The organism is Pseudomonas sp. 39004 (genome assembly GCF_028682155.1).
GTDB classification, from domain to species: domain Bacteria; phylum Pseudomonadota; class Gammaproteobacteria; order Pseudomonadales; family Pseudomonadaceae; genus Aquipseudomonas; species Aquipseudomonas capeferrum.
On the sequence record NZ_JANIAG010000018.1, the window covers coordinates 22,872 to 46,455 of the forward strand.

General features: G+C 63.6%; 23 protein-coding genes. 12 read left to right on the forward strand and 11 right to left on the reverse strand.

Going from position 1 to position 23,584, the window contains the following annotated elements; genetic code table 11:
• Positions 1 to 23: 23 nt before the first annotated feature.
• On the reverse strand, positions 24 to 245 hold the full coding sequence (locus NP534_RS05285; protein ID WP_033702730.1) for a cysteine-rich CWC family protein: 222 nt from the start codon (positions 243 to 245) through the stop codon (positions 24 to 26).
• Entirely contained in the window at positions 238 to 1,728 is a 1,491-nt protein-coding gene (locus NP534_RS05290; RefSeq protein WP_274098026.1) for a sensor domain-containing diguanylate cyclase, read from the reverse strand. The genes NP534_RS05285 and NP534_RS05290 overlap by 8 nt, the downstream gene beginning before the upstream one ends.
• A 212-nt stretch (positions 1,729 to 1,940) precedes the next feature.
• Between NP534_RS05290 and NP534_RS05295 the strand changes: the two genes are divergently transcribed.
• Entirely contained in the window at positions 1,941 to 2,381 is a 441-nt protein-coding gene (locus NP534_RS05295; protein ID WP_274098027.1) for a hypothetical protein, read from the forward strand.
• Positions 2,382 to 2,420: 39 nt separating this feature from the next.
• Here the strand turns inward: NP534_RS05295 and NP534_RS05300 are convergent, their stop codons facing one another.
• Positions 2,421 to 3,536: an enoyl-CoA hydratase/isomerase family protein gene (locus NP534_RS05300; protein WP_274098028.1), complete on the reverse strand. Its 1,116-nt coding sequence runs from the start codon at positions 3,534 to 3,536 to the stop codon at positions 2,421 to 2,423.
• 126 nt (positions 3,537 to 3,662) lie between these two features.
• On the opposite strand from NP534_RS05300, the gene ung reads away from it, so the two are divergent.
• Positions 3,663 to 4,355, forward strand: coding sequence for a uracil-DNA glycosylase (ung, locus tag NP534_RS05305; RefSeq protein WP_186663421.1), 693 nt, complete (start codon positions 3,663 to 3,665; stop codon positions 4,353 to 4,355).
• A 37-nt stretch (positions 4,356 to 4,392) separates the two neighbouring features.
• Here the strand turns inward: ung and NP534_RS05310 are convergent, their stop codons facing one another.
• The 5 genes from NP534_RS05310 to NP534_RS05330 all read right to left on the reverse strand — a co-directional run bounded on the left by NP534_RS05310 (position 4,393) and on the right by NP534_RS05330 (position 9,842).
• Positions 4,393 to 5,421, reverse strand: coding sequence for an AbrB family transcriptional regulator (locus tag NP534_RS05310; protein WP_274098029.1), 1,029 nt, complete (start codon positions 5,419 to 5,421; stop codon positions 4,393 to 4,395).
• A complete protein-coding gene (locus NP534_RS05315) occupies positions 5,414 to 6,928 on the reverse strand; it encodes a tripartite tricarboxylate transporter permease (protein ID WP_047583618.1) in 1,515 nt (504 codons plus the stop codon). The genes NP534_RS05310 and NP534_RS05315 overlap by 8 nt, the downstream gene beginning before the upstream one ends.
• 3 nt (positions 6,929 to 6,931) lie before the next feature.
• Positions 6,932 to 7,390: a tripartite tricarboxylate transporter TctB family protein gene (locus NP534_RS05320; RefSeq protein WP_274098030.1), complete on the reverse strand. Its 459-nt coding sequence runs from the start codon at positions 7,388 to 7,390 to the stop codon at positions 6,932 to 6,934.
• Positions 7,391 to 7,539: 149 nt separating this feature from the next.
• Positions 7,540 to 8,520: a Bug family tripartite tricarboxylate transporter substrate binding protein gene (locus tag NP534_RS05325; protein ID WP_274098031.1), complete on the reverse strand. Its 981-nt coding sequence runs from the start codon at positions 8,518 to 8,520 to the stop codon at positions 7,540 to 7,542.
• Positions 8,521 to 8,552: 32 nt separating this feature from the next.
• Positions 8,553 to 9,842, reverse strand: coding sequence for an OprD family porin (locus NP534_RS05330; RefSeq protein ID WP_274098032.1), 1,290 nt, complete (start codon positions 9,840 to 9,842; stop codon positions 8,553 to 8,555).
• A gap of 199 nt (positions 9,843 to 10,041) precedes the next feature.
• On the opposite strand from NP534_RS05330, the gene NP534_RS05335 reads away from it, so the two are divergent.
• Entirely contained in the window at positions 10,042 to 10,713 is a 672-nt protein-coding gene (locus NP534_RS05335) for a response regulator (RefSeq protein ID WP_027594137.1), read from the forward strand.
• Positions 10,706 to 12,085 (forward strand): sensor histidine kinase, encoded by a 1,380-nt coding sequence (locus tag NP534_RS05340; protein WP_033702720.1) that lies wholly within the window; start codon positions 10,706 to 10,708, stop codon positions 12,083 to 12,085. Before NP534_RS05335 ends, NP534_RS05340 begins: the two co-directional genes overlap by 8 nt.
• A gap of 38 nt (positions 12,086 to 12,123) precedes the next feature.
• On the opposite strand, the gene NP534_RS05345 is transcribed toward NP534_RS05340, so the two are convergent.
• Positions 12,124 to 12,930: an HDOD domain-containing protein gene (locus NP534_RS05345; protein WP_274098033.1), complete on the reverse strand. Its 807-nt coding sequence runs from the start codon at positions 12,928 to 12,930 to the stop codon at positions 12,124 to 12,126.
• A gap of 57 nt (positions 12,931 to 12,987) precedes the next feature.
• On the reverse strand, positions 12,988 to 13,929 hold the full coding sequence (ygfZ, locus tag NP534_RS05350; RefSeq protein ID WP_274098034.1) for a CAF17-like 4Fe-4S cluster assembly/insertion protein YgfZ: 942 nt from the start codon (positions 13,927 to 13,929) through the stop codon (positions 12,988 to 12,990).
• Positions 13,930 to 14,063: 134 nt separating this feature from the next.
• Here ygfZ and NP534_RS05355 point away from each other — a divergent pair, with 134 nt between their 5' ends.
• Together NP534_RS05355 and NP534_RS05360 are read left to right on the forward strand one after the other, a co-directional pair.
• Positions 14,064 to 14,318, forward strand: coding sequence for an FAD assembly factor SdhE (locus NP534_RS05355; protein WP_027594141.1), 255 nt, complete (start codon positions 14,064 to 14,066; stop codon positions 14,316 to 14,318).
• Positions 14,302 to 14,760, forward strand: a complete 459-nt coding sequence (locus NP534_RS05360; RefSeq protein WP_274098035.1) for a protein YgfX — start codon at positions 14,302 to 14,304, stop codon at positions 14,758 to 14,760. Before NP534_RS05355 ends, NP534_RS05360 begins: the two co-directional genes overlap by 17 nt.
• 56 nt (positions 14,761 to 14,816) lie before the next feature.
• Here the strand turns inward: NP534_RS05360 and nadB are convergent, their stop codons facing one another.
• The gene (nadB, locus tag NP534_RS05365; RefSeq protein ID WP_274098036.1) at positions 14,817 to 16,421 is read right to left on the reverse strand and encodes an L-aspartate oxidase; all 1,605 of its coding nucleotides are present in this window, start codon (positions 16,419 to 16,421) and stop codon (positions 14,817 to 14,819) included.
• A 435-nt stretch (positions 16,422 to 16,856) separates the two neighbouring features.
• Here nadB and rpoE point away from each other — a divergent pair, with 435 nt between their 5' ends.
• The 6 genes from rpoE to lepB all read left to right on the forward strand — a co-directional run bounded on the left by rpoE (position 16,857) and on the right by lepB (position 23,582).
• Positions 16,857 to 17,438 (forward strand): RNA polymerase sigma factor RpoE, encoded by a 582-nt coding sequence (rpoE, locus tag NP534_RS05370; protein ID WP_003252049.1) that lies wholly within the window; start codon positions 16,857 to 16,859, stop codon positions 17,436 to 17,438.
• A 31-nt stretch (positions 17,439 to 17,469) separates the two neighbouring features.
• Positions 17,470 to 18,066 carry a sigma-E factor negative regulatory protein gene (locus NP534_RS05375; RefSeq protein ID WP_033702715.1) on the forward strand — a complete coding sequence of 199 codons (597 nt, stop codon included), beginning with the start codon at positions 17,470 to 17,472 and terminating at the stop codon, positions 18,064 to 18,066.
• Positions 18,067 to 18,074: 8 nt separating this feature from the next.
• A complete protein-coding gene (locus NP534_RS05380; protein ID WP_274098037.1) occupies positions 18,075 to 19,040 on the forward strand; it encodes a MucB/RseB C-terminal domain-containing protein in 966 nt (321 codons plus the stop codon).
• Positions 19,041 to 19,249: 209 nt separating this feature from the next.
• Entirely contained in the window at positions 19,250 to 20,650 is a 1,401-nt protein-coding gene (locus NP534_RS05385) for a DegQ family serine endoprotease (protein WP_371856416.1), read from the forward strand.
• Between the two features lie 272 nt (positions 20,651 to 20,922).
• Positions 20,923 to 22,722, forward strand: a complete 1,800-nt coding sequence (gene lepA, locus NP534_RS05390; protein WP_033702712.1) for a translation elongation factor 4 — start codon at positions 20,923 to 20,925, stop codon at positions 22,720 to 22,722.
• Between the two features lie 5 nt (positions 22,723 to 22,727).
• The gene (lepB, locus tag NP534_RS05395) at positions 22,728 to 23,582 is read left to right on the forward strand and encodes a signal peptidase I (protein ID WP_274098039.1); all 855 of its coding nucleotides are present in this window, start codon (positions 22,728 to 22,730) and stop codon (positions 23,580 to 23,582) included.
• Positions 23,583 to 23,584 lie beyond the last annotated feature (2 nt).

The following is a 23,584-nucleotide window of genomic DNA, read 5'->3' on the forward strand; positions in this document are numbered from 1 at the left end:
GGCAGAAGAAGCGGGCGCGCAGTCTAGCGCTTTGTGCCGGGCGCTGCTGCCTGCAGTTGCGTTTCGACTGCTGCACAGCGTGGGCACAGGCAGGCCTTGTCCCGTAATTCGGCGGGCAGGGCCTGGAGCACGGCGGGGTCGATGGTCACGCTGTAGCACCAACAGGCCTGGGTGGCGCTGCGAGGGTCGGCGAGGCTGCACTGGTTGAGGGCGCCGCAGGCGGGGCAGTGCTGGCTGTCATTCATGGCTGGGTCCGGGGGCCTCACTGCAGACGCGGTTGCGGCCGGCCTGCTTGGCACGATAGAGCGCGCGGTCGGCGCGGGTCAGCAGGGCATGCAAGGTATCACCCGGCTGCAGGCTGCTAAGGCCGATGCTGGTGGTCAGGCGCAAGGGTTGGTCGTCATAGCTGAAGGTCAGTTGCTCGGTGCGGCGACGGATTTTCTCCGCCACTTCGATGGCTTGCCGGCCTTGTGCTTCACGCAGCAGCACGATGAACTCCTCACCGCCCCACCGGCACAGTATATCCGACTGGCGCAGGCTGCCCTGCAGCACATTGGCGAACTGGCGCAGCACTTCGTCGCCTGCCAGGTGGCCGTGGTTATCGTTGAGGGCCTTGAAGTGGTCAAGGTCGATCAACAGTGCCACCAGTGGGCCGCTGTCACGCTGGGCTTCATGCAAGGCCTGGGCGGCCAGCAGGTCGAAGCTGCGCCGGTTGGGCAGGCCGGTAAGGCTATCGAGGGTGGCCAGCGCCTCGGTGCTGGCCTGGTGGCGCTTGACCATGGCATGCACCAGCGCCAGCACCACCAGGGTGATCATCGCGCAGATCGCCAAGTTCAGGTACAGCGAGTGGCGGATGCGGTCCAGAGCACCGGTCTCGCGCTTGTCCACCAGCAGGTACCAGTCCAGCTCGGGAAGGTGGCGCACATTGAGGAAGTGGCTGTGGTTGTCGCTGTCGCGGTATTCGTGGCTGCCTTCACCGGGTACCGGTTGCTGGGCCAGCAGGTCGCTCAGTTCGGGGTTGTCGCTTAGCGGCTGGCCGACCCGCAGGCCATGCGGGCCACCGTCGGAGCCGGTCAGCAGGACCTTGCCCTTGGCGTCGGTGAACAGCACCGAGCGCTGGTAGCGCCGCTGGTACTGGTCGATCAGCTTGACCACCGACGACACGCTCAGGCCTACGCCGGCGGCGCCGATAAAGCGCTGTTGGTAATCCAGCACCTGGTAGTTGATGAATACCGTCAGGCTGTCCTGGTTGGCCATGTCCAGGTCGACGTTGATCTCGTAGGGTGCCTTGAGGTCGCGCAGGCGGAAATACCAGGCATCGCGCCAGCTGCCTGGCTTGATCTGCTTGAGCACACCCTTGGCCTGGTAGTAGGTGAGGCTGCGCTCTGAGACGAAAAACGAGGTGAAGGTGTCCTGCTTGCCCATGATCTCGCCCAGGTAGCGGGTGATGCGCTGGGTGTCCTGCTCACCGGACAGCACCCAGTCCCGCAGGAAGGTGTCCTGGGCCATCATCGAGGCGATCAGCACGGGGCGGATCAGGTCTTTCTGGATTTCCGAATAGACCGTGTCGGACGTCAGTGGCAGTTCGGTATTGACGATGCCATCGCGAATGGCGCTGCGCGAGGCGAAGTAGCTGAGCAGTGAGGTGGCGAGAAAGCCGCTGGCCAGCAACATCAGCAGGGTAATGATCAGCGAACGCTGCGAAAACAGAGCGGAACGTACAGGCATGATCTTCCCGTGATGTGTGCCAAGGCGCTTATTCTAGTGAGATGGCCGGCAAATGACTGCAAGTTTTTCAGGGTTATTCGAGCTGTTTCAAATTATTGCAAAAATGGCACTGCACCCGGGTCTGGCGGTCTTATTCAGTATCGATGAACGCCTTACGCATCGATGCTCGCCAGCGCCGCTGTGCGGGCACTCCAGCGGTCCAGGAGGCCGCCATGTCCTATCGAATTCTGTTGATCGCCCTGCTGGGTCTGATGACGTCCGCCTGCGCCCCTTACTACGGTGGCGGGGGCTACTACCGTTCCGATTACTACACCAGCGACCGCTACGTGTCGCCGGGGTATTACCGCCACGACCGCTACTATGTGGCGCCGCAACCGCGCTACTACTACCAGCCAGCACCGCGCTACTACCGCCCGGCGCCGGTGCCGCAATACAGGCCACACCCCCAGCCAGGGATGAACCAGTGGCACGGTAACCCGCGGTATGACTATGGCAATCGCCAGCGCTATGACTATGGGCGCGACCGCGATCGTCACAACTATCGCGATGGCAGCCAGCGTTACCAGAACGATCGCTGGCACTCCAATGGGCGTGGGGATCGTGACCGCAGGCCGGATGGCGTCCGGGGGCAGGGCCGCAACTGGCAGCGGTGATGCAATGGGGGGCGCTTTGCGCCCCTTTCCACGACCCGGTCATACCTGATCAGCGAGATCCGCCAACGGGTGGCGCCCTTCCCAGACCTTGGCAAAGTGCGCCTCGACCACCGCCGCCGGTACCTGGGCCACATCCGGCCAGTGCCAGCGCGGCTGGTTGTCTTTGTCCAGCAGGCGTGCGCGCACCCCTTCGCTGAAGTCCGGGTGTCGGCAGCAGTTCAGGCTCATGCTGTATTCCATCTGGAAGACCTGCGCCAGCGACAGGTGCCGCGCCCTGCGTATCTGTTCCCAGACCAGGTGCGCTGTCAGCGGGCACCCTTCGTGCAGCCGTTTGCCGGCTTCGGCCAGCAGCGGGTCATCATGGTATTTCAGGCCCTCCAGTGCCCGCCACGCGGCGGCAGGGTCGGCAACGTCGAGCAACCGATCGATCTCGTCGCGGCGGGGCAGCCATTGCGCTTCAGGCAGCTCGACGCAGGCGCGGTGCTGCTCGGCCTTGAGCAGGCTGTTCAATTGCAGGGCGGTCTGTTCCTGCCAGTTCAGTTGCAGCAACTCTTCGATCAACGCCTCTTGCTGGTACTCACCCAGGAACCGGTCGGCCAGGCCCAGGTCGAGGGCATCATGGGCGTTGATCGGGGCGCCGGTGAGCCCCAGGAACAACCCGAGCTTGCCTGGCAGGCGGGCCAGGAACCAGCTGGCGCCGACGTCGGGGTACAAACCAATGCTGATCTCTGGCATGGCCAGGCGGCTACTGGGGGTGACGATGCGCACGCTGGCGCCTTGCAACAAGCCCATGCCCCCGCCCAGCACATGCCCATGCCCCCAGCACAGCAAGGGTTTGGGGTACGTGTGCAGGGCGAAATCGAGGCGGTATTCTGCGGCGAAGAAGGCGGCGGCCAACGGCGGCACGCTGCCCGGGTGTGCCCGGCAGGCCTGGGCCAGCGCACGCACATCGCCCCCTGCGCAGAACGCCTTGGCGCCGTTGCCGCGCAACAGCACGCAGACGATTTCGGGGTCGCGGGCCCAGGCGTGCAGTTGTTCGCCGAGCACTTCGATCATCCGCAGGTTCAGCGCATTCAGCGCTTTGGGTGCATCCAGGGTGGCGATGCCGATGCCGGCGCCATCGGCACCGGTGAGTACCTCGCAATGAATGGACATGGACTACCTCTCGCAGGTCATGGCTCAAGTATGGCCTGCGTGGGCGATCATGCCGGTCGTCGGTCGGATCGTTTGACAAGCGGGAGTGGCTTACCTAGTGTCGCGCCATTGTTTACGGATGGCCCCATGACTGACGACGATCGCATCAAACTCGAACCCAGCTGGAAAGCCGCATTGCGCGACGAATTCGACCAGCCCTACATGCATCAGCTGCGTGACTTCCTGCGTCAGGAGCACGCGGCCGGCAAGGAAATCTACCCACCGGGCCCGCTGATCTTCAATGCGCTCAATTCGACGCCGCTGCCGCAGGTCAAGGTGGTGATCCTCGGCCAGGACCCTTATCACGGCCCCGGGCAGGCCCATGGCCTGTGCTTCTCGGTGCAGCCCGGCATTGCCACGCCGCCGTCGCTGGTCAATATCTACAAGGAGCTGCAGCGCGACCTGAACATCCCGATCGCCAGCCACGGCTATTTGCAGAGCTGGGCCGAGCAGGGCGTGCTGCTGCTCAACACGACCATGACCGTGGAGCGTGCCAATGCGGCTTCGCATGCCAAGAAAGGCTGGGAGTTCTTTACCGACCGCGTCATACAGGTGGTCAGCGAGCAGTGCCCGAACGTGGTGTTCCTGCTGTGGGGCGCGCATGCCCAGGGCAAGCAGAAGCTCATCGATGGCACCAAGCACCTGGTGCTCAAGTCGGTGCATCCGTCGCCGTTGTCGGCGTACCGTGGGTTCCTCGGCTGCGGGCATTTCAGCCGGGCCAACGGCTTCCTTGAACAGCGCGGTTTGGCACCGATCAACTGGGCCTTGCCGCCGCTGTGACAGACCGCATCACCTCCCTTGCGAGGTGATGCGTATTTCAGCTTTGCCCATTCCAGAGTCGGAACAACGGCTCTGCCAGAAACAGCACGAACAGCAAGCGCATTACCTGCAGCGCCGTCACCAGCGGCACCGACAACTGCAGGGTCTCGGCCGTCAGGCTCATCTCGGCAATCCCGCCCGGCATCATCCCCAGTGTCAGCGAGCGCAGGTCCAGTGCGGTCATCACGCTCAGTGCCCAGGCGGCACTGGCGGCGATCAGCATGCACAAGGCCGTGGCCACCAGGGTACGCCCCAGGAACGACGGTGCCCGGCGGAAGAACGCACGGTTGAAGTGACATGCCAGCCCGCTGCCGATCAACCACTGGCCGACTTGGCTGGCACCCTCGGGCAGGGCGATCTGCAGGTTGCCGGCAAGGCTCACGGTGGCTGCCACCAGCAAGGGGCCGAACAGCCAGGGGTTGGGCTGGCGCAGGTGTTGCCAGAGCAGCGCCACGGCAACGCCCAGCGGTGCGATCAAGGCCAGCCAGCCCCAGCTGACGCTGCCTGCGTGGTTCAGCGCCACCCCGTCACCCAGCAGCAGCTTGAACAGCGCCGGCACGCACAGCACCACTGCCAGCACCCGCAAGCTCTGCGCCGCGGCGACCTGGCTGAGCACTGCGCCGTTGCGCGCCCCAAGGTTGACCATCTCCCCCGACCCACCCGGCATGCTGGCGAAGAAGGCGGTCGCGCGGTCCTCGCCGGTGCGGCGCAGCAACCACACGCTGATGACGCTGGACAGGGTAGTGAACAGCGCGCCAAAGAAGATCAGCGCAAAGTGGCTGGCCACCTGCTCGATAACCGCCGGGGTGAAGTGCAGGCCGATGCCGATGCCGATGATCCATTGCCCGCATTTGCGGCCATGGGGGATTTCCGACAGCTGCCAGGGCGTCAGGCAGCGCACCAGGATGATCGCCAGCAACGAGCCGACCATCCAGGGCAAAGGCCAGCCGACCCGGCTGGCGAGATACCCGCCAGCAAGGCCGACCAGCCCGGTAGCCCAGTACAGCGGCAACGACCGATCAGGCATCAGCCATGGCCCGGCGTTGCTGACTGCGCTTGCGCCAGATACGCAGCAGCGGCAGGCAGAGCATGCAGCCCACCAATACCCAAACACCCAGGCTGATCGGGCTCGACCAGAGGATGCCCAGCTCACCGTTGGAGATCGACAGCGCACGGCGCAGGTTCTGCTCCATCAGCCCGCCAAGGATGAAACCGAGCAGGATCGGCGACAGCGGGAAGTCCAGCTTGCGCAGGATATAGCCCATGATGCCGATGCCGACCATCAGGAACAGGTCGAAGGTGGTGGCATGCACGGCGTATACGCCGATCGCGGTGATGATCGCGATGACCGGCACCAGCGCCCAGTTCGGTACCGCAAGGATGCGGGTGAAGATGCGGATCATCGGGATGTTGAGGATCACCAGCATGATGTTGGCGATGAACAACGAGGCGATCAGGCCCCAGACGATGTCGGGCTGCTGCTCGAACAGCAATGGGCCAGGGGTGATGTTGTACAGGGTCAGCGCACCGATCATCACCGCCGTGGTACCCGAGCCTGGCACACCGAGGGTCAGCATCGGTACCAGGGCGCCGCAGCAGGACGCACCGATCGCGGTTTCCGGGGCGGCCAGGCCGCGGGCATCGCCCTTGCCGAACGTGCCGCTTTCGCCGGCGATACGCTTCTCGGTCATGTAGGCCACGGCACTGGCCAGGGTGGCACCAGCGCCCGGCAGCACGCCCATGATGAAGCCGAGCAGGCCGCAGCGGATGTTGACCACGAACACCGAGGCGGCTTCCTTGAAGTTGAACAGCATGCGCCCGGTGGCCTTGACTGCCTGGTGGCCATGGTGGGTCTTTTCCAGCAGCAGGAGGATTTCGCTGACCGAGAACAGCCCCAGCACCAGCACCACGAACTGGATGCCGTCGGCCAGGTGCACGCTGTCACCGGTGAAGCGGTACACGCCGCTGTTGGCATCGATGCCGACTGCCGACAGGAACAGGCCGATCAGAGCGGCGATGAAGGTTTTCAATGGTTTGTCGCCGGCCATGCCGCCCAGGGCGACGATGGCGAACACCATCAGCACGAAGTACTCCGCCGGGCCGAAGGCGATGGCCCATTTCGCCAACAGCGGGGCGAACAGCACCATGCCGCAGGTGGCGATGAAGGCGCCGATGAACGAACTCCAGGCAGACAGCGACAGCGCCACGCCGGCCAGGCCCTGACGGGCCATCGGGTAGCCGTCGAGGGTGGTCATCACGGTCGAAGCTTCGCCCGGGATGTTCAGCAGGATCGAGCTGATGCGCCCGCCGTATTCACAGCCCAGATAAACTGCGGCCAGCAGGATCAGTGCCGACTCAGGGGGCAGGCCCAGGGCAAAGGCGATGGGGATCAGCAGCGCCACGCCGTTGATCGGGCCCAGGCCCGGCAACAGCCCGACCACGGTGCCGATCAGGGTGCCACAGAGGGCGGTGACCAGGTTGTACGGGCTCAGGGCGACGCCAAAGCCCTGGCCCAGGTAGCTCAAGGTATCCATGTGTCAGTTCTCCAGTACGCTCAGCAGGCCAAGGGGCAGGGGCACATCCATGACGCGGTCGAACAGCCAGTAGAGGAACAGGCTCATGCCGACCACCACGATGGCGCTGTGCAACCAGCGCCCGCCATACAGCCGGGCCATCGGCAGGCCGATCAGGATCGCGCTGAGGATGAAGCCCAGGGCTTCGAAGGTGGCAGCGAAGACGACCAGCAGGCCGACACAGGCGGCGATCTTGATCAGGGTTTCGCGGTCCAGTTCGGGTTCGTCGTCCTTGCGCACGATCGGCGTGGGGCGGATCACCAGGTACAGCAGGCCCAGGCCCATCAGGCCGAGCATCAACAGCGGATAGGCGCGCGGGCCAACTGGCTCGTAGGAAAACGCAGCCTGGTAAGGCCAGGCCATCACGGCCAGGGCGGCACAGACGGCCAGCAAGACCAGGGCGAAGAGACGTTGCAGGATCATCGGGGAATCCTCGTTTTTATTCTGAACAGCGCGGCCCTCGTGGGCGCGGGCTTGCCCCGCGAACATCGGCAAAGCCGGTGCCATGCATCGCGGTGCTGGCTTCGCGGGGCACGCCCGCTCCCACAAGGGCGGTGACAGGTCGTTAGGGCTTACTGGATCAGGCCGAATTCCTTGGCCAGTGCCTTGTAGTCAGCCACCTGCTTCTTCACATAGCCGTCCAGCTCTTCACCGGTCATGGCGAACGGGAACAGCTCGCGCTGGTCACGCAACGTGGCGAAGTCTTCGGAGGCCAGCATCTTGTCGAACGAGGCTTTCCACCAGGCGTAGTCTTCGTCGCTCACCTTCGGCCCGAGGTAGAAGCCGCGTACAACCGGCCAGACGATGTCGTAGCCCTGCTCCTTGGCGGTGGGGATGTCTTTCATCTCCGGCTCGTCCAGGCGGTTCTCGGAGAACACTGCGAGGATGCGCATGTTGCCGCTCTGGATGTGCGGCATGGAGTCGGAGATGTCGGTGGAGCCCACCTGGATATGCCCGCCCAGCAGCGCGGTGGCAATTTCGCCACCGCCTTCCAGGGCCACGTAGCGCAGGTCACGCGGGTTGATACCGGCGGCCTTGGCGATCAGTGCGGTCTGCATCCAGTCCTGGCTGCCGACGGTGCCGCCAGAACCGATCACCACCTTGCCCGGGTCTTTTTTCAACGCGGCGACCAGGTCGTCGAGGGTCTTGTAGGGCGAATCGCTTTTCACGGCGATGGCCCCGTAGCTGGTGCCGACCGCTGCCAGCCATTTCACCGCGTTCTCGTCGAAGCGGCCGAACTTACCCTGGGCCAGGTTGAGTAGCGAGCCGCTCGACCAGGCCACCAAGGTGCCGGCATCGCCTGGGCGCTGGGCCACCACGGCGTTGTAGGCCACCGCCCCGACACCACCGGGCATGTAGGTGACGCGCATGGGCTTGCTGAGGATTTTCTCCTGCACCAGCGCGCTTTGCACCAGCTTGCAGGTCAGGTCGAAGCCACCACCCGGCGAGGCGGGGGCGATGCATTCGGGGCGTTTCGGTTCGGCGGCGAGGGCGTTGCCGGCCAGCAGCAGGCAGCCGGTAGCGAGGACGAGGCGGCGCAGTGAAAAGGTCATCGTCAATCTCCGTGAGCGTTGTTGTTATTGGGTTACCACAGGGCCACGCTGTAGCTCACCAGCAGCCGCACTTCGTCGGCGTCGCGGGCAAAATTCGAGCGGAAGGTGGCATTGCGCAAGCGCACGGCGACGTTTTTCAACGGGCCGCTTTGTACCACGTACTTGAACTCGGTGTTGCGCTCCCACTCCTTGCCCTCGCTGCCATCGGCGCGGCTGACGTTGTCGCCGCTAATGTAACGGGTCATGAAGGTCAGGCCGGGGATGCCCAGGGCGGCGAAGTTGTAGTCATAGCGCATCTGCCAGGAATGCTCGTCGGCCCCGGCGAAGTCGTTGATCTGCACGAAGTTGACCAGGTACGGGTCGGCGCCGTCGATGTAGGGGAAGGCGCTGTCACCGGACAGGCGCTGGTAGGCGGCGCTGACCTTGTGCCCGCCCAGGGCGTAGCTGAGCATGCCGTTGACGGTGGTGTTGTCGATGTTGCCGGCCTTGGCCTGGCCTTGGTCATCACTCACCGCCAGGCGCAGGTCGGCGCCGAAGGTGCCTGGGCCCCACGGCTGGGTGGCGACCATGCCCAGGAAGTGCTGGCGGTAGATGTCGTCGAGCTGGGCGAAGTGGTAGCTGCCAGTGATGCGATCGGTGAACTGGTAATCAAGGCCTGCAAGGTCCAGGTTGTCGGCCGAGAAGGTGCCACCGAAGCGGCCGTTCTTGTTGTTGAGCGCGAGGTCTTCCCAGTTGGTGTCGTTGCGGTCCTTGGCCTTTTCCAGGCGCCCACCGGTGAAGGTCAGGTGGCTGATCTCTTTCGAGGTGAGCAGGCCGCCTTCGAAGGTTTGCGGCAGAATGCGCCCGTCGTTGGGCTGCAGGGTCGGCAGTTCCGGGATCAGCGTGCCGACTTTCAGTTCGGTCTTGGACACCTTGATCTTGCCGGTCAGGCCGAGCTTGGAGTACTCGTCGGCAGCCTTGCCGTCGTCATGGGTCGGCAGCAGGCCGGTGTCGGTGCGGTCGGGGCTGGAGTCGAGCTTGATGCCGAGCATGCCCAGCGCATCCAGGCCAAAGCCCACGGTGCCGTCGGTGTAGCCGGACTCGAAGTTGAGGATGAAGCCCTGGGCCCATTCGTCGCGCTTGGATTGCTGCGCGCTGGTGCCGTCGCGAAAGTCGCGGTTGAAGTACATGTTGCGGGTTTCGAAGGTCGCCGTGCTGTCTTCGAAAAAGGCGGCCTGGCTCAGCGGTGCGACACCGGCAAGCGCAACGGCGCTGGCGATGGCGGAGGGGCGTGTGGCAAAGGAACGGGTAGGCGCGAACGCCTGCGGCTGCGATGACAGCATCGAGATGGCTCCGTTTATTGTTCTTATTGGTTGCACCTTGCTGGTGCTTTTTTCGGCGCGTGGGGCGACCGTGGTGCGATGCTAGGTCGCCAACCTTTCGCTAACCTTTCAACGAGAAAGGTTTGTTACAAGGGGCTTCACAGGCGGGCCTACAGCGGTACACTCCGCGCCACCGCCCCACCCGAGCAGGGAGAATCCGATGCGTGTGCTGTTGGTCGAAGACCACCTGCAACTGGCCGAAAGCGTGGCCCAAGCCTTGAAAAGCCACGGCTTGACCGTGGATGTACTGCATGACGGCGTGGCTGCCGACCTGGCCCTGGCCAGTGAGGAATATGCGGTTGCCGTGCTGGATGTCGGGCTGCCGCGCATGGATGGCTTCGAGGTGCTGGCGCGCCTGCGCGGGCGCGGCAAGACCCTGCCGGTGCTGATGCTGACCGCGCGCAGTGACGTCAAGGACCGGGTTCACGGGCTGAACCTGGGCGCTGACGATTACCTGGCCAAGCCCTTCGAGCTGACCGAGCTGGAAGCACGGGTCAAGGCCTTGCTGCGCCGTAGCGTGCTCGGTGGCGAGCGCCAGCAGCGTTGCGGGCCGTTGGTGTACGACCTGGACACCCGGCGCTTCAGCCTCGGCGAGGACAACCTGACCCTGACCTCACGTGAGCAGAGCGTGCTCGAAGCGCTGATCGCACGCCCAGGCCGGGTCATGAGCAAGGAGCAACTGGCCGCCCAGGTGTTTGGCCTGGACGAGGAGGCCAGCCCCGATGCCATCGAAATCTATATCCACCGCCTGCGCAAGAAACTCGACGGCCACCCGGTGGCCATCGTGACCTTCCGTGGCCTGGGCTACCTGCTCGAGCATCGCGATGCGTGACAACGGCAGCCTGCGTGGGCGGCTGCTGGGCAACCTGGCACTGCTGCTGGTGGTGCTGATGCTGGCCAGCGGCCTGAGCGCCTACTGGAACGGCCGCGAAGCCGCCGACACGGCGTACGACCGGACCTTGCTGGCCTCGGCGCGGACCATCGCCGCAGGCTTGTCGCAACGCGATGGCTCGTTGAGCGCGGATGTGCCCTACGTGGCCCTGGACACGTTCGCGTACGACAGTGCCGGGCGCATCTACTACCAGGTACTGGACATCAAGCAGCGGTTGATTTCCGGCTACGAGAACCTGCCAGCACCGCCGCCGGGCACGCCGCGCACGGATGACTACCCGGCGCTGGCGCGTTTCTACAATGCGACCTACCTCGGCCAGGACGTGCGTGTGGTCAGCCTGCTCAAGCCGGTCAGCGAGCCGAACATGAACGGCATGGCGGAAATTCGTGTGGCCGAGACCGAGGAAGCGCGCGTGCGCATGGCGCGGGGGCTGATGGCCGACACCCTGCTGCGCCTGGGCATGCTGGCGCTGGGCGCCTTGGTGATGGTGTGGTTTGCCATCAGTGCGGCGCTACGCCCGCTGGAGCGCCTGCGCACCGCCGTGGAAGAGCGTCAGCCCGACGACCTGCGGGCCTTGCCTGTGGTCCAGGTGCAGCGCGAACTGGGCCCGCTGGTGCGTGCCTTGAACCATTTCACCGAGCGCTTGCGCGGCCAGTTCGAACGCCAGGCGCAGTTCATCGCCGACGCCGCCCACGAGTTGCGCACCCCCCTGGCGGCGCTCAAGGCACGGGTCGAGTTGGGCTTGCGTGCGTCCGAGCCCGAGCAGTGGCGCCAGACCCTGGAGTCCGCAGCCCAGGGCACCGACCGCCTGACGCACCTGGCCAACCAGTTGTTGTCTCTGGCGCGGGTCGAGAATGGTGCCAGGGCGATTGCCGAAGGTGGCGCGCAGCGCCTGGACCTTAGCCAACTGGCCCGCGAACTGGGCATGGCCATGGCGCCGCTGGCCCACAAACGCGGGGTGGCGCTGGCCCTGGAGGCCGAGGCGCCTGTCTGGCTCAAGGGCGAGCCGACCTTGCTCAACGAGCTGTTGAGCAACCTGGTGGATAACGCCCTGGCGCATACCCCGGCCGGTGGCAACGTGATCTTGCGGGTGGTGGCGCCGGCGGTGCTGGAAGTCGAGGATGATGGCCCGGGGATTCCCGAGGAGGAGCGCGAACGGGTGTTCGAGCGCTTCTACCGCCGCAGTGCCCAGGGCAGTGGGCTTGGGCTGGCCATTGTCGGCGAGATCTGCCGCGCGCACTTGGCGCAGATCAGCCTGCACGATGGGCAAAAGGGCGGCTTGCGGGTGCGAGTGAGCTTTATCGCCGATTGAGTCTGCAACCGCGGGGCCTCAAGGGGGCCCCGGCGCCCTCAGCGCAACAGGCTCCGCGCCTCAAGCAACTCTTCCACCTCAAGCTCGGTGCCGAACGGCAGCCCCAGGTGGCGGTACGCCGGCAGCGCCGCCAACGGCCGGTTGCGCCCCCGCTGGCTGATGCAACGGGCGATCTGCACGACGTCGATGTAATCGACCTTGTCGGTCTGCCGGTCAAGGTCCTGAACCTGGCTTGGCAGGTTGACCAACTGCTCGGGAAACTCCCATGCCTTGAGGATCTTGTCGCCCAGCGCCGGCTGGATCTGCTCGATCACGTAATGCAGGCAGACCGGGTCGGACAGCAGCTCGTTGTGTTCCTCGGCGTAGATCAGCACCGGCAGCGCACCGATCTGGTTGACCAGCCCACCGAGGGTGGCCTGGTCTGGTTTCAGGTGGGTATAACGGCGGCTGATTTCATAGCTGATGCCTGCAACTTCCAAGCTGTTAGCCCAGATTTCGCGCAGTTTTTGCTCAACGGCAGGCGAGCGGGCATGGAAGATCTGCTCGATCACCAGGCCGATGGCCAGGTTGCAGCTGTAGTTGATGCCCAGGCGGGTGATTGCAGTGTGCAGGTCGGTGACCTCTACCGCGGCACGCAGCAGTGGGCTGTTGACCACCTTGATCAGCCGCGCCGAGAGGGCTGCGTCGCGGCCGATCACCTTGCTCAGGGCCGACACACTGATCTCGCTGTCCTCGGCCGCCTCGCGGATGCTCAAGGCAACCTCGGGGAGGGTGGGCAGGACCAGGTCATCCTTTTCGATGGCCTCAAGCAGTTGTGCTTGAACCATCTCGGCCAGCTTGTTCATGGACTTCTCTACCGCAGTGGTGGTGCGGCCCCGCCATGCGGACGGGGCAGAGGCTGGTCAGCGCTGGATTTCCCGGTCGCGGTCCAGTTCGTAGGGCAGGCTCAGCACGTGCAGGCGTGGCCCTTCCAGGCTGCCCAGGTGCAGGTTGTCATCGTTCACCGCATCGGCGCTGAGCACCGCGAGCAGCTCGCAGCCCTCACCGGTGCTGGCAGCAATGACCACTTCACCGACCGACGAGCCATGGGTTGGCGAGAAGATCTCGGCACCTGGCGCGGGAATGGCCTGCTGGTCGAGTGCTAGGCGGTACTGACGGCGCTTGAGCTTGCCCAGGTACTGCATGCGGGCGACGATTTCCTGGCCGGTGTAGCAGCCCTTCTTGAAGCTGACACCGTCGACGGCCTGCAGGTTGATCATCTGCGGGATGAACAGTTCGCGGGTCGGGCCCATGACCTGGCCGATGCCGGCGCGAACCTGGCCCAGCAGCCAGTCATTGAGGCTGCCTTCGGGCAAGCTTGCGGCAAGTGTTGCGGACACTGCACTGGCTTGCTCGGCAGGTGCCCACAGTTCAACCCGGCCCACCGACACGGCAATGGCGATCAGGCCCGCGTGGCGCACGGTGGCGCCCGCTTCGGTGGGTGGCGTCATACCCAGTGCCTGCAGCGCCGCATCGCCGCCCTGCAGGCCAAAGCGTGCCCAGGCGGCGCTTTCGTCGCTTAGGGTGGCTTTGGAGAACACGGCGTACTTCTTCAGGTCGGCCAGCTGCGCGTCGAGCAGTTCGCTGGCCATGGCCAGCAGGTAACCGTTGCCTTCCGGCACGATGCGAAAACTCGACTGCATGCGCCCCTTGACCATGCAGCGGGCGCCGAGGCTGGCATGTTCCTGGCTGAGGTAGTTGATGTTGCAGGTCAGCTGGCCCTGCAGGAACTTGCCTGCGTCGGAGCCGCGGACGGCGAGGATGCCCTCGTGGGACAGAGGGCTGAAGAAAGCGGAATCGGCCATGGGTCATCGCGGTGGCTTAAAGACTGGCGGCCATCATAGAACGCCAGTAACAAAATAGGTAGGTGACTAGACCAACGCCCTGTGCCGCTTCGCTCGCCTGGCTGTATACTGGCGGGCCATTCGAGGAGGGCCCCATGGTCGAACAAACTGAACTCAACCGGCTTTTCTGGCACAGCCGTCGCGGCATGCTGGAACTGGACGTACTGCTGGTGCCTTTCACCCAGGAAGTCTACGCCACCCTCAACGAAGCCGACCGTGAACTCTATGTGCGCCTGTTGAGCTGCGAGGATCAGGACATGTTCGGCTGGTTCATGGAGCGCACCGAGTCTGAAGACCCGGAATTGCAGCGCATGGTCCGCATCATCCTGGATCGTGTCCAGCCCAAGTGAGTTTTTCCAGAGCTGTTGGCAGGGCTCGCGCCTGCTGCTGACGGCCTACCTGAGTTGCCAGGTGCTGGCGCTGCTTACCGTGTGGGTGAGTGCGTTGCCCTGGTGGCTGTCCCTTGCTGTTGCTGCTGCCTGCATTGCCCACGCCAGTTGGGCCATCCCCCGACGTATTCTGTTGACGCATGATCATGCCGTTGTGGGCGTGCGCCGTGATGTGCGTGGCTGGCAGGTGTTGAGCCGTGCCCGAGGCTGGCAGCCGGTGCGGTTGTGCCGCGATAGCGTGGCGGTGCCGGGGCTGGTGGTGCTGCGCTTTGTGCGGGAGGGGTACTGGCTGGGGGAAAGCCAATGCATACCAACGGATGCGCTGGGGGCTGATGAGCACCGGCGGTTGCGGGTACGGCTGAAATTCAGCCGGCGCAGGTGGGGGCAGGCAAGCCAGGTATAGCTCGAAACGGCGCTGGCCTTATCGCGGGGCTACCCGCGAAAAGGCCAGCGCGGTTTTCAAAACGGGCTGAGGATGGTGTCCTTCGCCTCGTCCAGCATCCCTGGATAATCCAGCGTGTAATGCAAGCCACGGCTTTCCTTGCGCTGCATCGCCGAACGAATCATCAGCTCCGCCACCTGGGCCAGGTTGCGCAACTCGATCAGGTCGCGGCTGACCTTGTAGTTGCTGTAGAACTCGTCGATTTCATCAAGCAGCAGGCGGACGCGGTGTTCGGCACGCTGCAGGCGTTTGCTGGTGCGCACGATGCCGACATAGTCCCACATGAAGCGGCGCAGCTCGTCCCAGTTGTGCGCGATGATCACGTCCTCGTCTGAGTCGGTGACCTGGCTTGCATCCCAGCCGGGCAGGGCTTTGGGCATTTCGATCTGGTCCAGGTGCGCCTGGATGTCTGCGGCAGCCGCGCGGCCATAGACGAAGCACTCGAGCAGCGAATTGCTGGCCATCCGGTTGGCGCCATGCAAGCCGGTGAAGCTGGTCTCGCCGATGGCATACAGCCCCGGCACGTCGGTATGGCCGCGGTCGTCGACCACCACCCCGCCGCACGTATAGTGGGCCGCCGGTACCACAGGGATAGGCTGGCGGGTGATGTCGATGCCGAACGTCAGGCAGCGCTCGTACACGGTAGGGAAGTGGCCCTTGATGAACTCTGCCGGCTTGTGGGTGATGTCCAGGTACACGCAGTCCACGCCCAGGCGCTTCATCTCGTGGTCGATGGCGCGGGCCACGATGTCGCGCGGGGCCAGTTCTTCGCGTGGGTCGAAACGCGGCATGAACCGCTCGCCGTTGGGCAGGCGCAACAGGGCGCCTTCGCCGCGCAGGGCTTCGGTGACCAAAAAGCTCTTGGCCTGGGGGTGGTACAGGCAGGTCGGGTGAAACTGGTTGAATTCAAGGTTGGCCACCCGGCAGCCGGCCCGCCAGGCCATGGCGATACCGTCGCCGCAGGCGCCGTCCGGGTTGCTGGTATACAGGTAGACCTTGGCCGCGCCACCGGTGGCCAGCACGGTGAAGCGCGCACCAAAGGTGTCCACTTCCCCGCTGTTGCGGTTAAGCACATACGCCCCCAGGCAGCGCTCGCCGGGCAGGCCCAGGCGGCGCTCGGTAATCAGGTCGACCGCCACGCGCTGCTCCAGCAACTCGATATTCGGGCGTTTCCGGGCCTGGGCCAGCAGGGTGGTGAAGATCGCGGCGCCGGTGGCATCGGCGGCGTGGATGATGCGCCGGTGGCTGTGGCCGCCTTCGCGGGTCAGGTGGAACTCGAAGCCCCCATCGTCGACGCCGTGCTGCTCGTCCCGGGTAAAGGGCACGCCTTGCTCAATCAGCCATTGGATGGCTTCGCGGCTGTGCTCGACGGTGAAGCGCACGGCGTCTTCATGGCACAGACCGCCGCCGGCATTGAGGGTATCCTCGACATGCGACTGGACGGTGTCGGTGTCGTCCAGCACCGCGGCGACGCCACCTTGGGCCCAGAAGGTCGAGCCATTGGCCAGGTCGCCCTTGCTGAGCACGGCGACGCGCAGGTGGCTGGGAAGGTTCAGTGCCAGGCTGAGACCGGCGGCACCGCTGCCGATCACCAGGACATCATGTTGGAATTGTTGGCTCATGTCGGGACACTAGTAATCTACGGAAGGGGCGCGGCACAATAGTCACGCGCCGATGGCATTGTGAAACTATCGTTAAACCAGGCCGGGTTGCCTTTATAGCAGCCCCGGGTGGCCAATTTCCATGCCACTTGCCAGCTTGCGGTAACCTTTGTGGGAACTTTCCGGCATGGCCGGAAATCCTATGAAGGCTGCCCGTACGCCACATATTGCCGCGGCGACGCAGGGCAGCAGCTCTATCCGGGCTGACACCTGCGTATTCGAAACCTGATTATCGACGTTGCCGGCCGTGTCCGCGCCGCGTCTTCCGTGCGAGCCGACCAAGGGCTGCAGGAAACTTGCTTGGAGGGGAGAACTTTTGCGCAAAGCCCGAGTCTATGTTTGCAAGCCTGAACGATGGCTGTTGCAGCGCTCCTTCGAGTTCACTGAGGAGTGTTCATGCTAACCCAGGAAGAGGATCAGCAGCTTGTCGAGCGCGTACAGCGTGGAGACAGGCGAGCGTTCGATCTGTTGGTGCTGAAGTATCAGCACAAGATTCTCGGGTTGATCGTGCGGTTCGTTCACGATACCCACGAGGCCCAGGATGTGGCGCAGGAAGCCTTTATCAAGGCCTACCGTGCGCTTGGCAATTTCCGCGGAGACAGTGCGTTTTATACCTGGCTGTACCGCATCGCCATCAACACGGCGAAGAACTACCTGGTGTCCCGTGGAAGACGGCCACCAGACAGCGATGTCAGCTCCGAGGATGCGGAGTTTTACGACGGCGATCATGGTCTCAAGGATCTCGAGTCCCCAGAGCGCTCGTTGTTGCGGGATGAAATCGAAGGCACTGTCCATCGCACCATCCAGCAACTGCCCGAAGACCTGCGCACGGCGTTGACCCTGCGTGAGTTCGACGGACTGAGTTACGAAGACATTGCCAGTGTCATGCAATGTCCGGTGGGTACCGTGCGCTCTCGAATCTTCCGCGCTCGGGAGGCCATAGATAAAGCCCTGCAGCCGTTGTTGCAGGAAACCTGAGACAGCGGCTACAGCCAAGAGAGGAACCGCCATGAGTCGTGAAGCGTTGCAGGAATCGCTGTCCGCGGTAATGGATAACGAAGCGGACGAACTGGAATTACGTCGGGTACTGAGTGCCGTCGACGATGCCGAAACCCGGGCCACCTGGTCGCGTTACCAGGTAGCCCGCGCAGCGATGCACAAGGAACTGCTGCTGCCAAACCTCGATATCGCCTCGGCGGTGTCTGCAGCATTGGCCGACGAAGCGGTACCGGCCAAGGTCAAGAAGGGCCCATTGCGCAGCATCGGCCGGCTGGCAGTTGCCGCCTCGGTGACGATCGCAGTGCTGGCGGGTGTACGCATGTACAACCAGGACGAGATCACCGGTGCCGAGCTGGCTTCCCAGCAACCTGCACAGCAGGGGCTGAGCGTGCCACAAACTCAGGGCCCGGCTGTATTGGCAGGCTATAGTGAAAGCAGTGAGCAACCGACCGGGCCGATGGCTAACGGCGTGCTGCAGAACCAGGCCGGCTGGGATCAGCGTCTGCCAGGCTACCTGCGCCAGCATGCCCAGGAATCCGCGCTCAAGGGCAACGAAACCGCTCTGCCTTACGCCCGCGCCGCTAGCCTGGATAACCCCGTTAAGTAAGGAGGATCATGCGCGCGCTACCTCTCTTGTCGCTGCTGATAGGCAGCTGCATGACGGTGCCAGCGTTGGCGGCCAACTCTTCGCCCGAGGCGAGTGAGTGGCTGAACAAGCTGGCACAGGCCGAGCAGAAGCAGAGCTACCAAGGCTCTTTCGTCTACGAACGCAACGGCAGCTTTTCTTCCCACGATATCTGGCACAAGGTTCAGGACGGCAAGGTCAGCGAGCGGCTTCTGCAGCTCGACGGCGCCGCCCAGGAAATCGTGCGCGTGGACGGCAAGGTGGAATGCGTCAGTGGTGCCTTGGTCAGTGGCGTGAAGACGCCGCCCGATGCCGCGCCGCGTGTGCTCGATCCACTCAAGTTGATGGGCTGGTATGACCTTAGCCTGGCGGGCAAGTCTCGTGTCGCTGGGCGCGATGCGGTGATCGTCACGCTCACCCCGCGCGACCAGCACCGTTACGCTTTCGAATTGCATCTGGACCGCCGTACCGGCTTGCCCCTGCGCTCGTTGATGCTCAACGACAAAGGCCAGTTGCTCGAGCGCTTCCAGATGACCCGCCTGGATACCGATGACCTGCCTGCCGATGAAGACTTGCGCGCCAGTGCCGCCTGCAAGCCGGTGGAGCATCGCGCCACAACCACGCAAGAAGCGGTCGCTGGCTGGCGTTCGGACTGGCTGCCGCCGGGTTTCGAGCTGGTCAACAGCTCGGTACGCCGCGACCCAGCCCGCAACAGCTCGGTCACCAGCTTGATGTATGACGATGGCCTGGCTCGTGTATCGGTATTCGTCGAACCGGTCAACGACAACTCTGGCATCGACACGCGCGTCCAGTTGGGCCCGACCGTAGCGGTATCGCGCCGTCTCAATACCCCCAAAGGCAAGGTCCTGGTCACCGTGGTAGGTGAAATACCCCTGGGTACCGCAGAGCGCATTGCGCTGTCGATGCGGGCTCAGGATGCCCAGGCGCGGCAATGATGGCGTGCTTTTTTCAGGCGGTTTATGGCGTGAGAGACCTGCCTCTGAAATGAAATTTAAGCATTGTCATTTGCATTCTTTCGGCAAATTTTCTATAGGTCAGGCTTCTTGGAGCCTGGCCTTTCCTGCTTGTGCAGGGGCCTTACGCTAACCACGCTCGTTGTGACGGGAGCCGTATGTCAATACCACGCTTGAAACCCTACCTATCGATGTTCGCCGCCGTGCTGATGCTCGGCCAGGTGCTCACCGCCCAGGCCGAGGAAGCCCTGCCGGACTTCACCACGCTGGTCGAGCAGGCCTCGCCGGCCGTGGTCAACATCAGTACCAAGCAGAAGTTGCCGGACCGCCGCATCGCCGCAGGGCAGATGCCGGACCTCGAAGGCTTGCCGCCGATGTTCCGCGAGTTCTTCGAGCGCAACATGCCGCAGCAACCCCGCTCGCCGCGTGGTGATCGCCAGCGCGAAGCGCAGTCGCTGGGCTCGGGCTTCATCATTTCCAGCGATGGCTACGTGCTGACCAACAACCATGTGGTGGCCGACGCCGACGAGATCATCGTCCGCCTGTCGGACCGCAGCGAACTGCAGGCCAAGCTGGTCGGCACCGACCCGCGCACCGACGTTGCGCTGCTCAAGGTCGAAGGCAAGAACCTGCCGACCGTCAAGCTGGGTGACTCCGAGAAGCTCAAGGTAGGCGAGTGGGTGCTGGCCATCGGTTCGCCGTTCGGCTTCGACCACTCGGTGACCAAAGGCATCGTCAGCGCCAAGGGGCGCACGCTGCCAAACGATACCTATGTGCCGTTCATCCAGACTGACGTGGCCATCAACCCGGGTAACTCCGGCGGCCCGCTGTTCAACATGAATGGCGAGGTCGTGGGTATCAACTCGCAGATCTTCACCCGCTCTGGCGGTTTCATGGGCCTGTCGTTTGCTATCCCGATCGATGTGGCCATCGACGTCTCCAACCAGCTGAAAAAAGACGGCAAGGTCAGCCGTGGCTGGCTGGGCGTGGTCATTCAGGAGGTCAACAAGGACCTGGCTGAATCCTTTGGCCTCGACAAGCCGGCCGGTGCCCTGGTAGCCCAGGTGCTGGAAGACGGCCCGGCAGCCAAGGGTGGCCTGCAGGTGGGTGATGTGATTCTGAGCATGAACGGCCAGCCGATCGTCATGTCGGCCGACCTGCCGCACCTGGTCGGCAGCCTCAAGGATGGCGACAAGGCCAAGCTCGAGATCATTCGCAACGGCAAGCGTCAGAATCTGGACGTCAGCGTCGGCGCACTGCCGGACGATGACGCCGACATCGGTACAGGCGCTGAAGGCAGTGCCGAGCGCAGCAGCAACCGGCTGGGTGTTTCCGTCGCCGACCTTAGCGCCGAGCAGAAGAAAGCTCTGGAGCTCAAGGGCGGCGTGGTCATCAAGGAAGTTCAGGATGGCCCGGCAGCGTTGATCGGCCTGCGCCCGGGTGACGTCATCAGCCACCTGAACAACCAGGCAATCGGCTCGGCCAAGGAATTCACCGAGATTGCCAAGGACTTGCCGAAGAACCGTTCGGTGTCCATGCGCGTGCTGCGTCAGGGGCGTGCAAGCTTCATTACCTTCAAGCTGGCTGAATAAGCTGGCCATCGGGTAGGAAAAGGGCAGCCAGGGCTGCCCTTTTTCATGAAATAGGCGTGGGTCATGTGCTGTACCTACCGCCGGCAAGCCGGCTTTCACGGGTACTCCGCTGGTTTCAGGCGTGTTGCTGTCGCTTTGGGTACCGGCTTGCCAGCGACAGGGCCCATTCAGACAGCCGATCAGGAATCTCCCATATCCCTGCTGCTTGAGGTACAATTCCCGGCTATTTTTCGGCGGGCGTCCCGGCTCGCAGCCTTTTCGAGTGTTGACCCGTGAGTGATTTGAGTCATATCCGCAATTTCTCCATCATCGCCCACATCGACCATGGCAAGTCGACGCTGGCCGACCGTTTCATTCAGATGTGCGGTGGCCTGTCTGCGCGCGAAATGGAAGCTCAGGTCCTTGACTCCATGGACCTGGAGCGCGAACGCGGGATCACCATCAAGGCCCACAGCGTCACGCTTCACTACAAGGCGCAAGACGGCAAGACCTACCAGCTGAACTTCATCGACACCCCCGGCCACGTCGACTTCACCTATGAAGTCTCGCGCTCGCTGGCCGCCTGTGAAGGCGCGCTGCTGGTGGTGGACGCCGGCCAAGGCGTCGAAGCCCAGTCCGTGGCCAACTGCTACACCGCCATCGAGCAAGGCCTCGAGGTCATGCCGGTGTTGAACAAGATGGACCTGCCCCAGGCTGACCCGGACCGCGTCAAGGACGAGATCGAGAAGATCATCGGCATCGACGCCACCGACGCCGTGGCCTGCAGTGCCAAGAGCGGCATGGGTGTCGACGAGGTGCTCGAGCGCTTGGTGCACACCATCCCCGCGCCCGTGGGCGAGATCGACGCGCCGCTGCAGGCGCTGATCATCGACTCCTGGTTCGACAACTACCTGGGCGTGGTCTCGCTGGTGCGCGTGCGCCAAGGCCGGGTCAAGAAGGGCGACAAGATCCTGGTCAAGTCCACCGGCAAGGTGCACCTGGTCGACAGCGTCGGCGTCTTTACCCCGAAACACACCCAGACCGCCGACCTCAAGGCCGGTGAAGTGGGCTTCATCATCGCCAGCATCAAAGACATTCACGGTGCACCGGTCGGTGACACCCTGACCCTGTCCTCGACCCCGGAAGTCGAAGTGCTCGCAGGCTTCAAAAAGATCCAGCCACAGGTCTATGCCGGCCTGTTCCCGGTCAGTTCCGAGGATTTCGAAGACTTCCGTGACGCCCTGCAAAAACTGACCCTCAACGATTCGTCGTTGCAGTACATGCCGGAAAGCTCCGACGCCCTGGGCTTCGGTTTCCGCTGCGGCTTCCTGGGCATGCTGCACATGGAGATCATCCAGGAGCGCCTGGAGCGCGAGTACGACCTGGACCTGATCACCACCGCTCCTAGCGTGATCTACGAGCTCGAACTCAAGACCGGCGAAACCATCATCGTCGACAACCCGTCGAAGCTGCCGGACGTCTCGGCTGTCACCGACTTCCGCGAGCCGATCGTCACCGCGACCATCCTGGTGCCGCAGGAGCACCTGGGCAACGTCATCACCCTGTGCATCGAGAAGCGTGGCGTACAGCGCGACATGCAGTTCCTCGGCAGCCAGGTGCAGGTGCGTTACGACATGCCGATGAACGAGGTGGTGCTGGACTTCTTCGACCGCCTCAAGTCGACCAGTCGCGGATACGCTTCGCTGGACTATCATTTCGATCGCTACCAGTCGGCCAACCTGGTCAAGCTGGATGTACTGATCAACGGCGACAAGGTCGATGCCCTGGCCCTGATCGTGCACCGCGACAACGCGGCCTACAAAGGCCGTGCGTTGACCGAGAAGATGAAGGAACTGATCCCTCGGCAGATGTTCGATGTGGCGATCCAGGCAGCCATCGGCGGCCAGATCATCGCGCGGACAACTGTCAAGGCGCTCAGAAAGAACGTACTGGCCAAGTGCTACGGTGGTGACGTCAGCCGTAAGAAGAAACTGCTGGAGAAGCAGAAGGCCGGTAAGAAACGCATGAAGCAGGTCGGCAACGTGGAAATTCCACAAGAAGCCTTCCTCGCCGTGCTCAGGTTGGATAGCTAGGTCCTATGTCGCTAAATTTCCCGCTGTTGCTAGTCATCGCCGTAGCCGTCTGCGGCCTGTTGGGCTTGATCGACCTGCTGTTCCTGGCCCCGCGCCGGCGAACGGCAATCGCCAATTATCAGGGCAGCGTCCGCCAGCCCGAGATGGCGGTAGTCGAGCGCCTGAACAAGGAGCCGCTGCTGGTCGAGTACGGCAAGTCGTTCTTCCCGGTGCTGTTCATCGTGCTGGTGCTGCGCTCGTTTCTGGTCGAGCCGTTCCAGATCCCTTCGGGGTCGATGAAACCGACCCTGGAAGTGGGCGACTTCATCCTGGTGAACAAGTTCTCCTATGGCATTCGCCTGCCGGTGATCGACAAGAAGGTCATCGAGGTGGGTGACCCGCAACGCGGTGATGTGATGGTGTTCCGCTACCCAAGCGACCCGAACGTCAACTACATCAAGCGTGTGGTCGGCCTGCCGGGCGACCAGATCCGCTACACCAATGACAAGCGGTTGTACGTCAATGGTCAGCCGATTGCCGAGCAACTGGTGGGCACCGAGCCGGGCACCTTGGGCAGCGCCGAGCTGTACAAGGAGAAGCTGGGCGAGGCCGAGCACCTGATCCGCAAGGAGATGAGCCGTTATCGCATGCCGCCGGACCAGCAATGGACCGTACCGGCCGGCCACTACTTCATGATGGGCGACAACCGCGACAACTCCAACGATAGCCGCTACTGGGATGATCCGAACATTCCCAAGGAACTGCACGGCATGGTTCCGGACCGGAACATTGTCGGCAAGGCCTTCGCGGTCTGGATGAGCTGGCCAGAGCCCAAGCTCAGCCACCTGCCCAACCTGTCGCGGGTCGGCCTGATCCATTGATA

Excerpts from the sequence above, each read along its gene's own strand:
- NP534_RS05290 (WP_274098026.1), bottom strand. The coding sequence starts at position 1,728 with ATGCCTGTACGTTCCGCTCTGTTTTCGCAGCGTTCGCTGATCATTACC.
- NP534_RS05300 (WP_274098028.1), bottom strand. The coding sequence starts at position 3,536 with ATGTCCATTCATTGCGAGGTACTCACCGGTGCCGATGGCGCCGGCATC.
- ung (WP_186663421.1), top strand. The coding sequence starts at position 3,663 with ATGACTGACGACGATCGCATCAAACTCGAACCCAGCTGGAAAGCCGCA.
- NP534_RS05345 (WP_274098033.1), bottom strand. The coding sequence starts at position 12,930 with ATGAACAAGCTGGCCGAGATGGTTCAAGCACAACTGCTTGAGGCCATC.
- NP534_RS05385 (WP_371856416.1), top strand. The coding sequence starts at position 19,250 with ATGTTCGCCGCCGTGCTGATGCTCGGCCAGGTGCTCACCGCCCAGGCC.
- NP534_RS05375 (WP_033702715.1), top strand. The coding sequence starts at position 17,470 with ATGAGTCGTGAAGCGTTGCAGGAATCGCTGTCCGCGGTAATGGATAAC.
- NP534_RS05335 (WP_027594137.1), top strand. The coding sequence starts at position 10,042 with ATGCGTGTGCTGTTGGTCGAAGACCACCTGCAACTGGCCGAAAGCGTG.
- NP534_RS05285 (WP_033702730.1), bottom strand. The coding sequence starts at position 245 with ATGAATGACAGCCAGCACTGCCCCGCCTGCGGCGCCCTCAACCAGTGC.
- rpoE (WP_003252049.1), top strand. The coding sequence starts at position 16,857 with ATGCTAACCCAGGAAGAGGATCAGCAGCTTGTCGAGCGCGTACAGCGT.
- lepB (WP_274098039.1), top strand. The coding sequence starts at position 22,728 with ATGTCGCTAAATTTCCCGCTGTTGCTAGTCATCGCCGTAGCCGTCTGC.
- NP534_RS05340 (WP_033702720.1), top strand. The coding sequence starts at position 10,706 with ATGCGTGACAACGGCAGCCTGCGTGGGCGGCTGCTGGGCAACCTGGCA.
- NP534_RS05295 (WP_274098027.1), top strand. The coding sequence starts at position 1,941 with ATGTCCTATCGAATTCTGTTGATCGCCCTGCTGGGTCTGATGACGTCC.
- NP534_RS05310 (WP_274098029.1), bottom strand. The coding sequence starts at position 5,421 with ATGCCTGATCGGTCGTTGCCGCTGTACTGGGCTACCGGGCTGGTCGGC.
- NP534_RS05330 (WP_274098032.1), bottom strand. The coding sequence starts at position 9,842 with ATGCTGTCATCGCAGCCGCAGGCGTTCGCGCCTACCCGTTCCTTTGCC.
- NP534_RS05325 (WP_274098031.1), bottom strand. The coding sequence starts at position 8,520 with ATGACCTTTTCACTGCGCCGCCTCGTCCTCGCTACCGGCTGCCTGCTG.
- NP534_RS05380 (WP_274098037.1), top strand. The coding sequence starts at position 18,075 with ATGCGCGCGCTACCTCTCTTGTCGCTGCTGATAGGCAGCTGCATGACG.
- ygfZ (WP_274098034.1), bottom strand. The coding sequence starts at position 13,929 with ATGGCCGATTCCGCTTTCTTCAGCCCTCTGTCCCACGAGGGCATCCTC.
- NP534_RS05315 (WP_047583618.1), bottom strand. The coding sequence starts at position 6,928 with ATGGATACCTTGAGCTACCTGGGCCAGGGCTTTGGCGTCGCCCTGAGC.
- nadB (WP_274098036.1), bottom strand. The coding sequence starts at position 16,421 with ATGAGCCAACAATTCCAACATGATGTCCTGGTGATCGGCAGCGGTGCC.
- NP534_RS05320 (WP_274098030.1), bottom strand. The coding sequence starts at position 7,390 with ATGATCCTGCAACGTCTCTTCGCCCTGGTCTTGCTGGCCGTCTGTGCC.
- NP534_RS05355 (WP_027594141.1), top strand. The coding sequence starts at position 14,064 with ATGGTCGAACAAACTGAACTCAACCGGCTTTTCTGGCACAGCCGTCGC.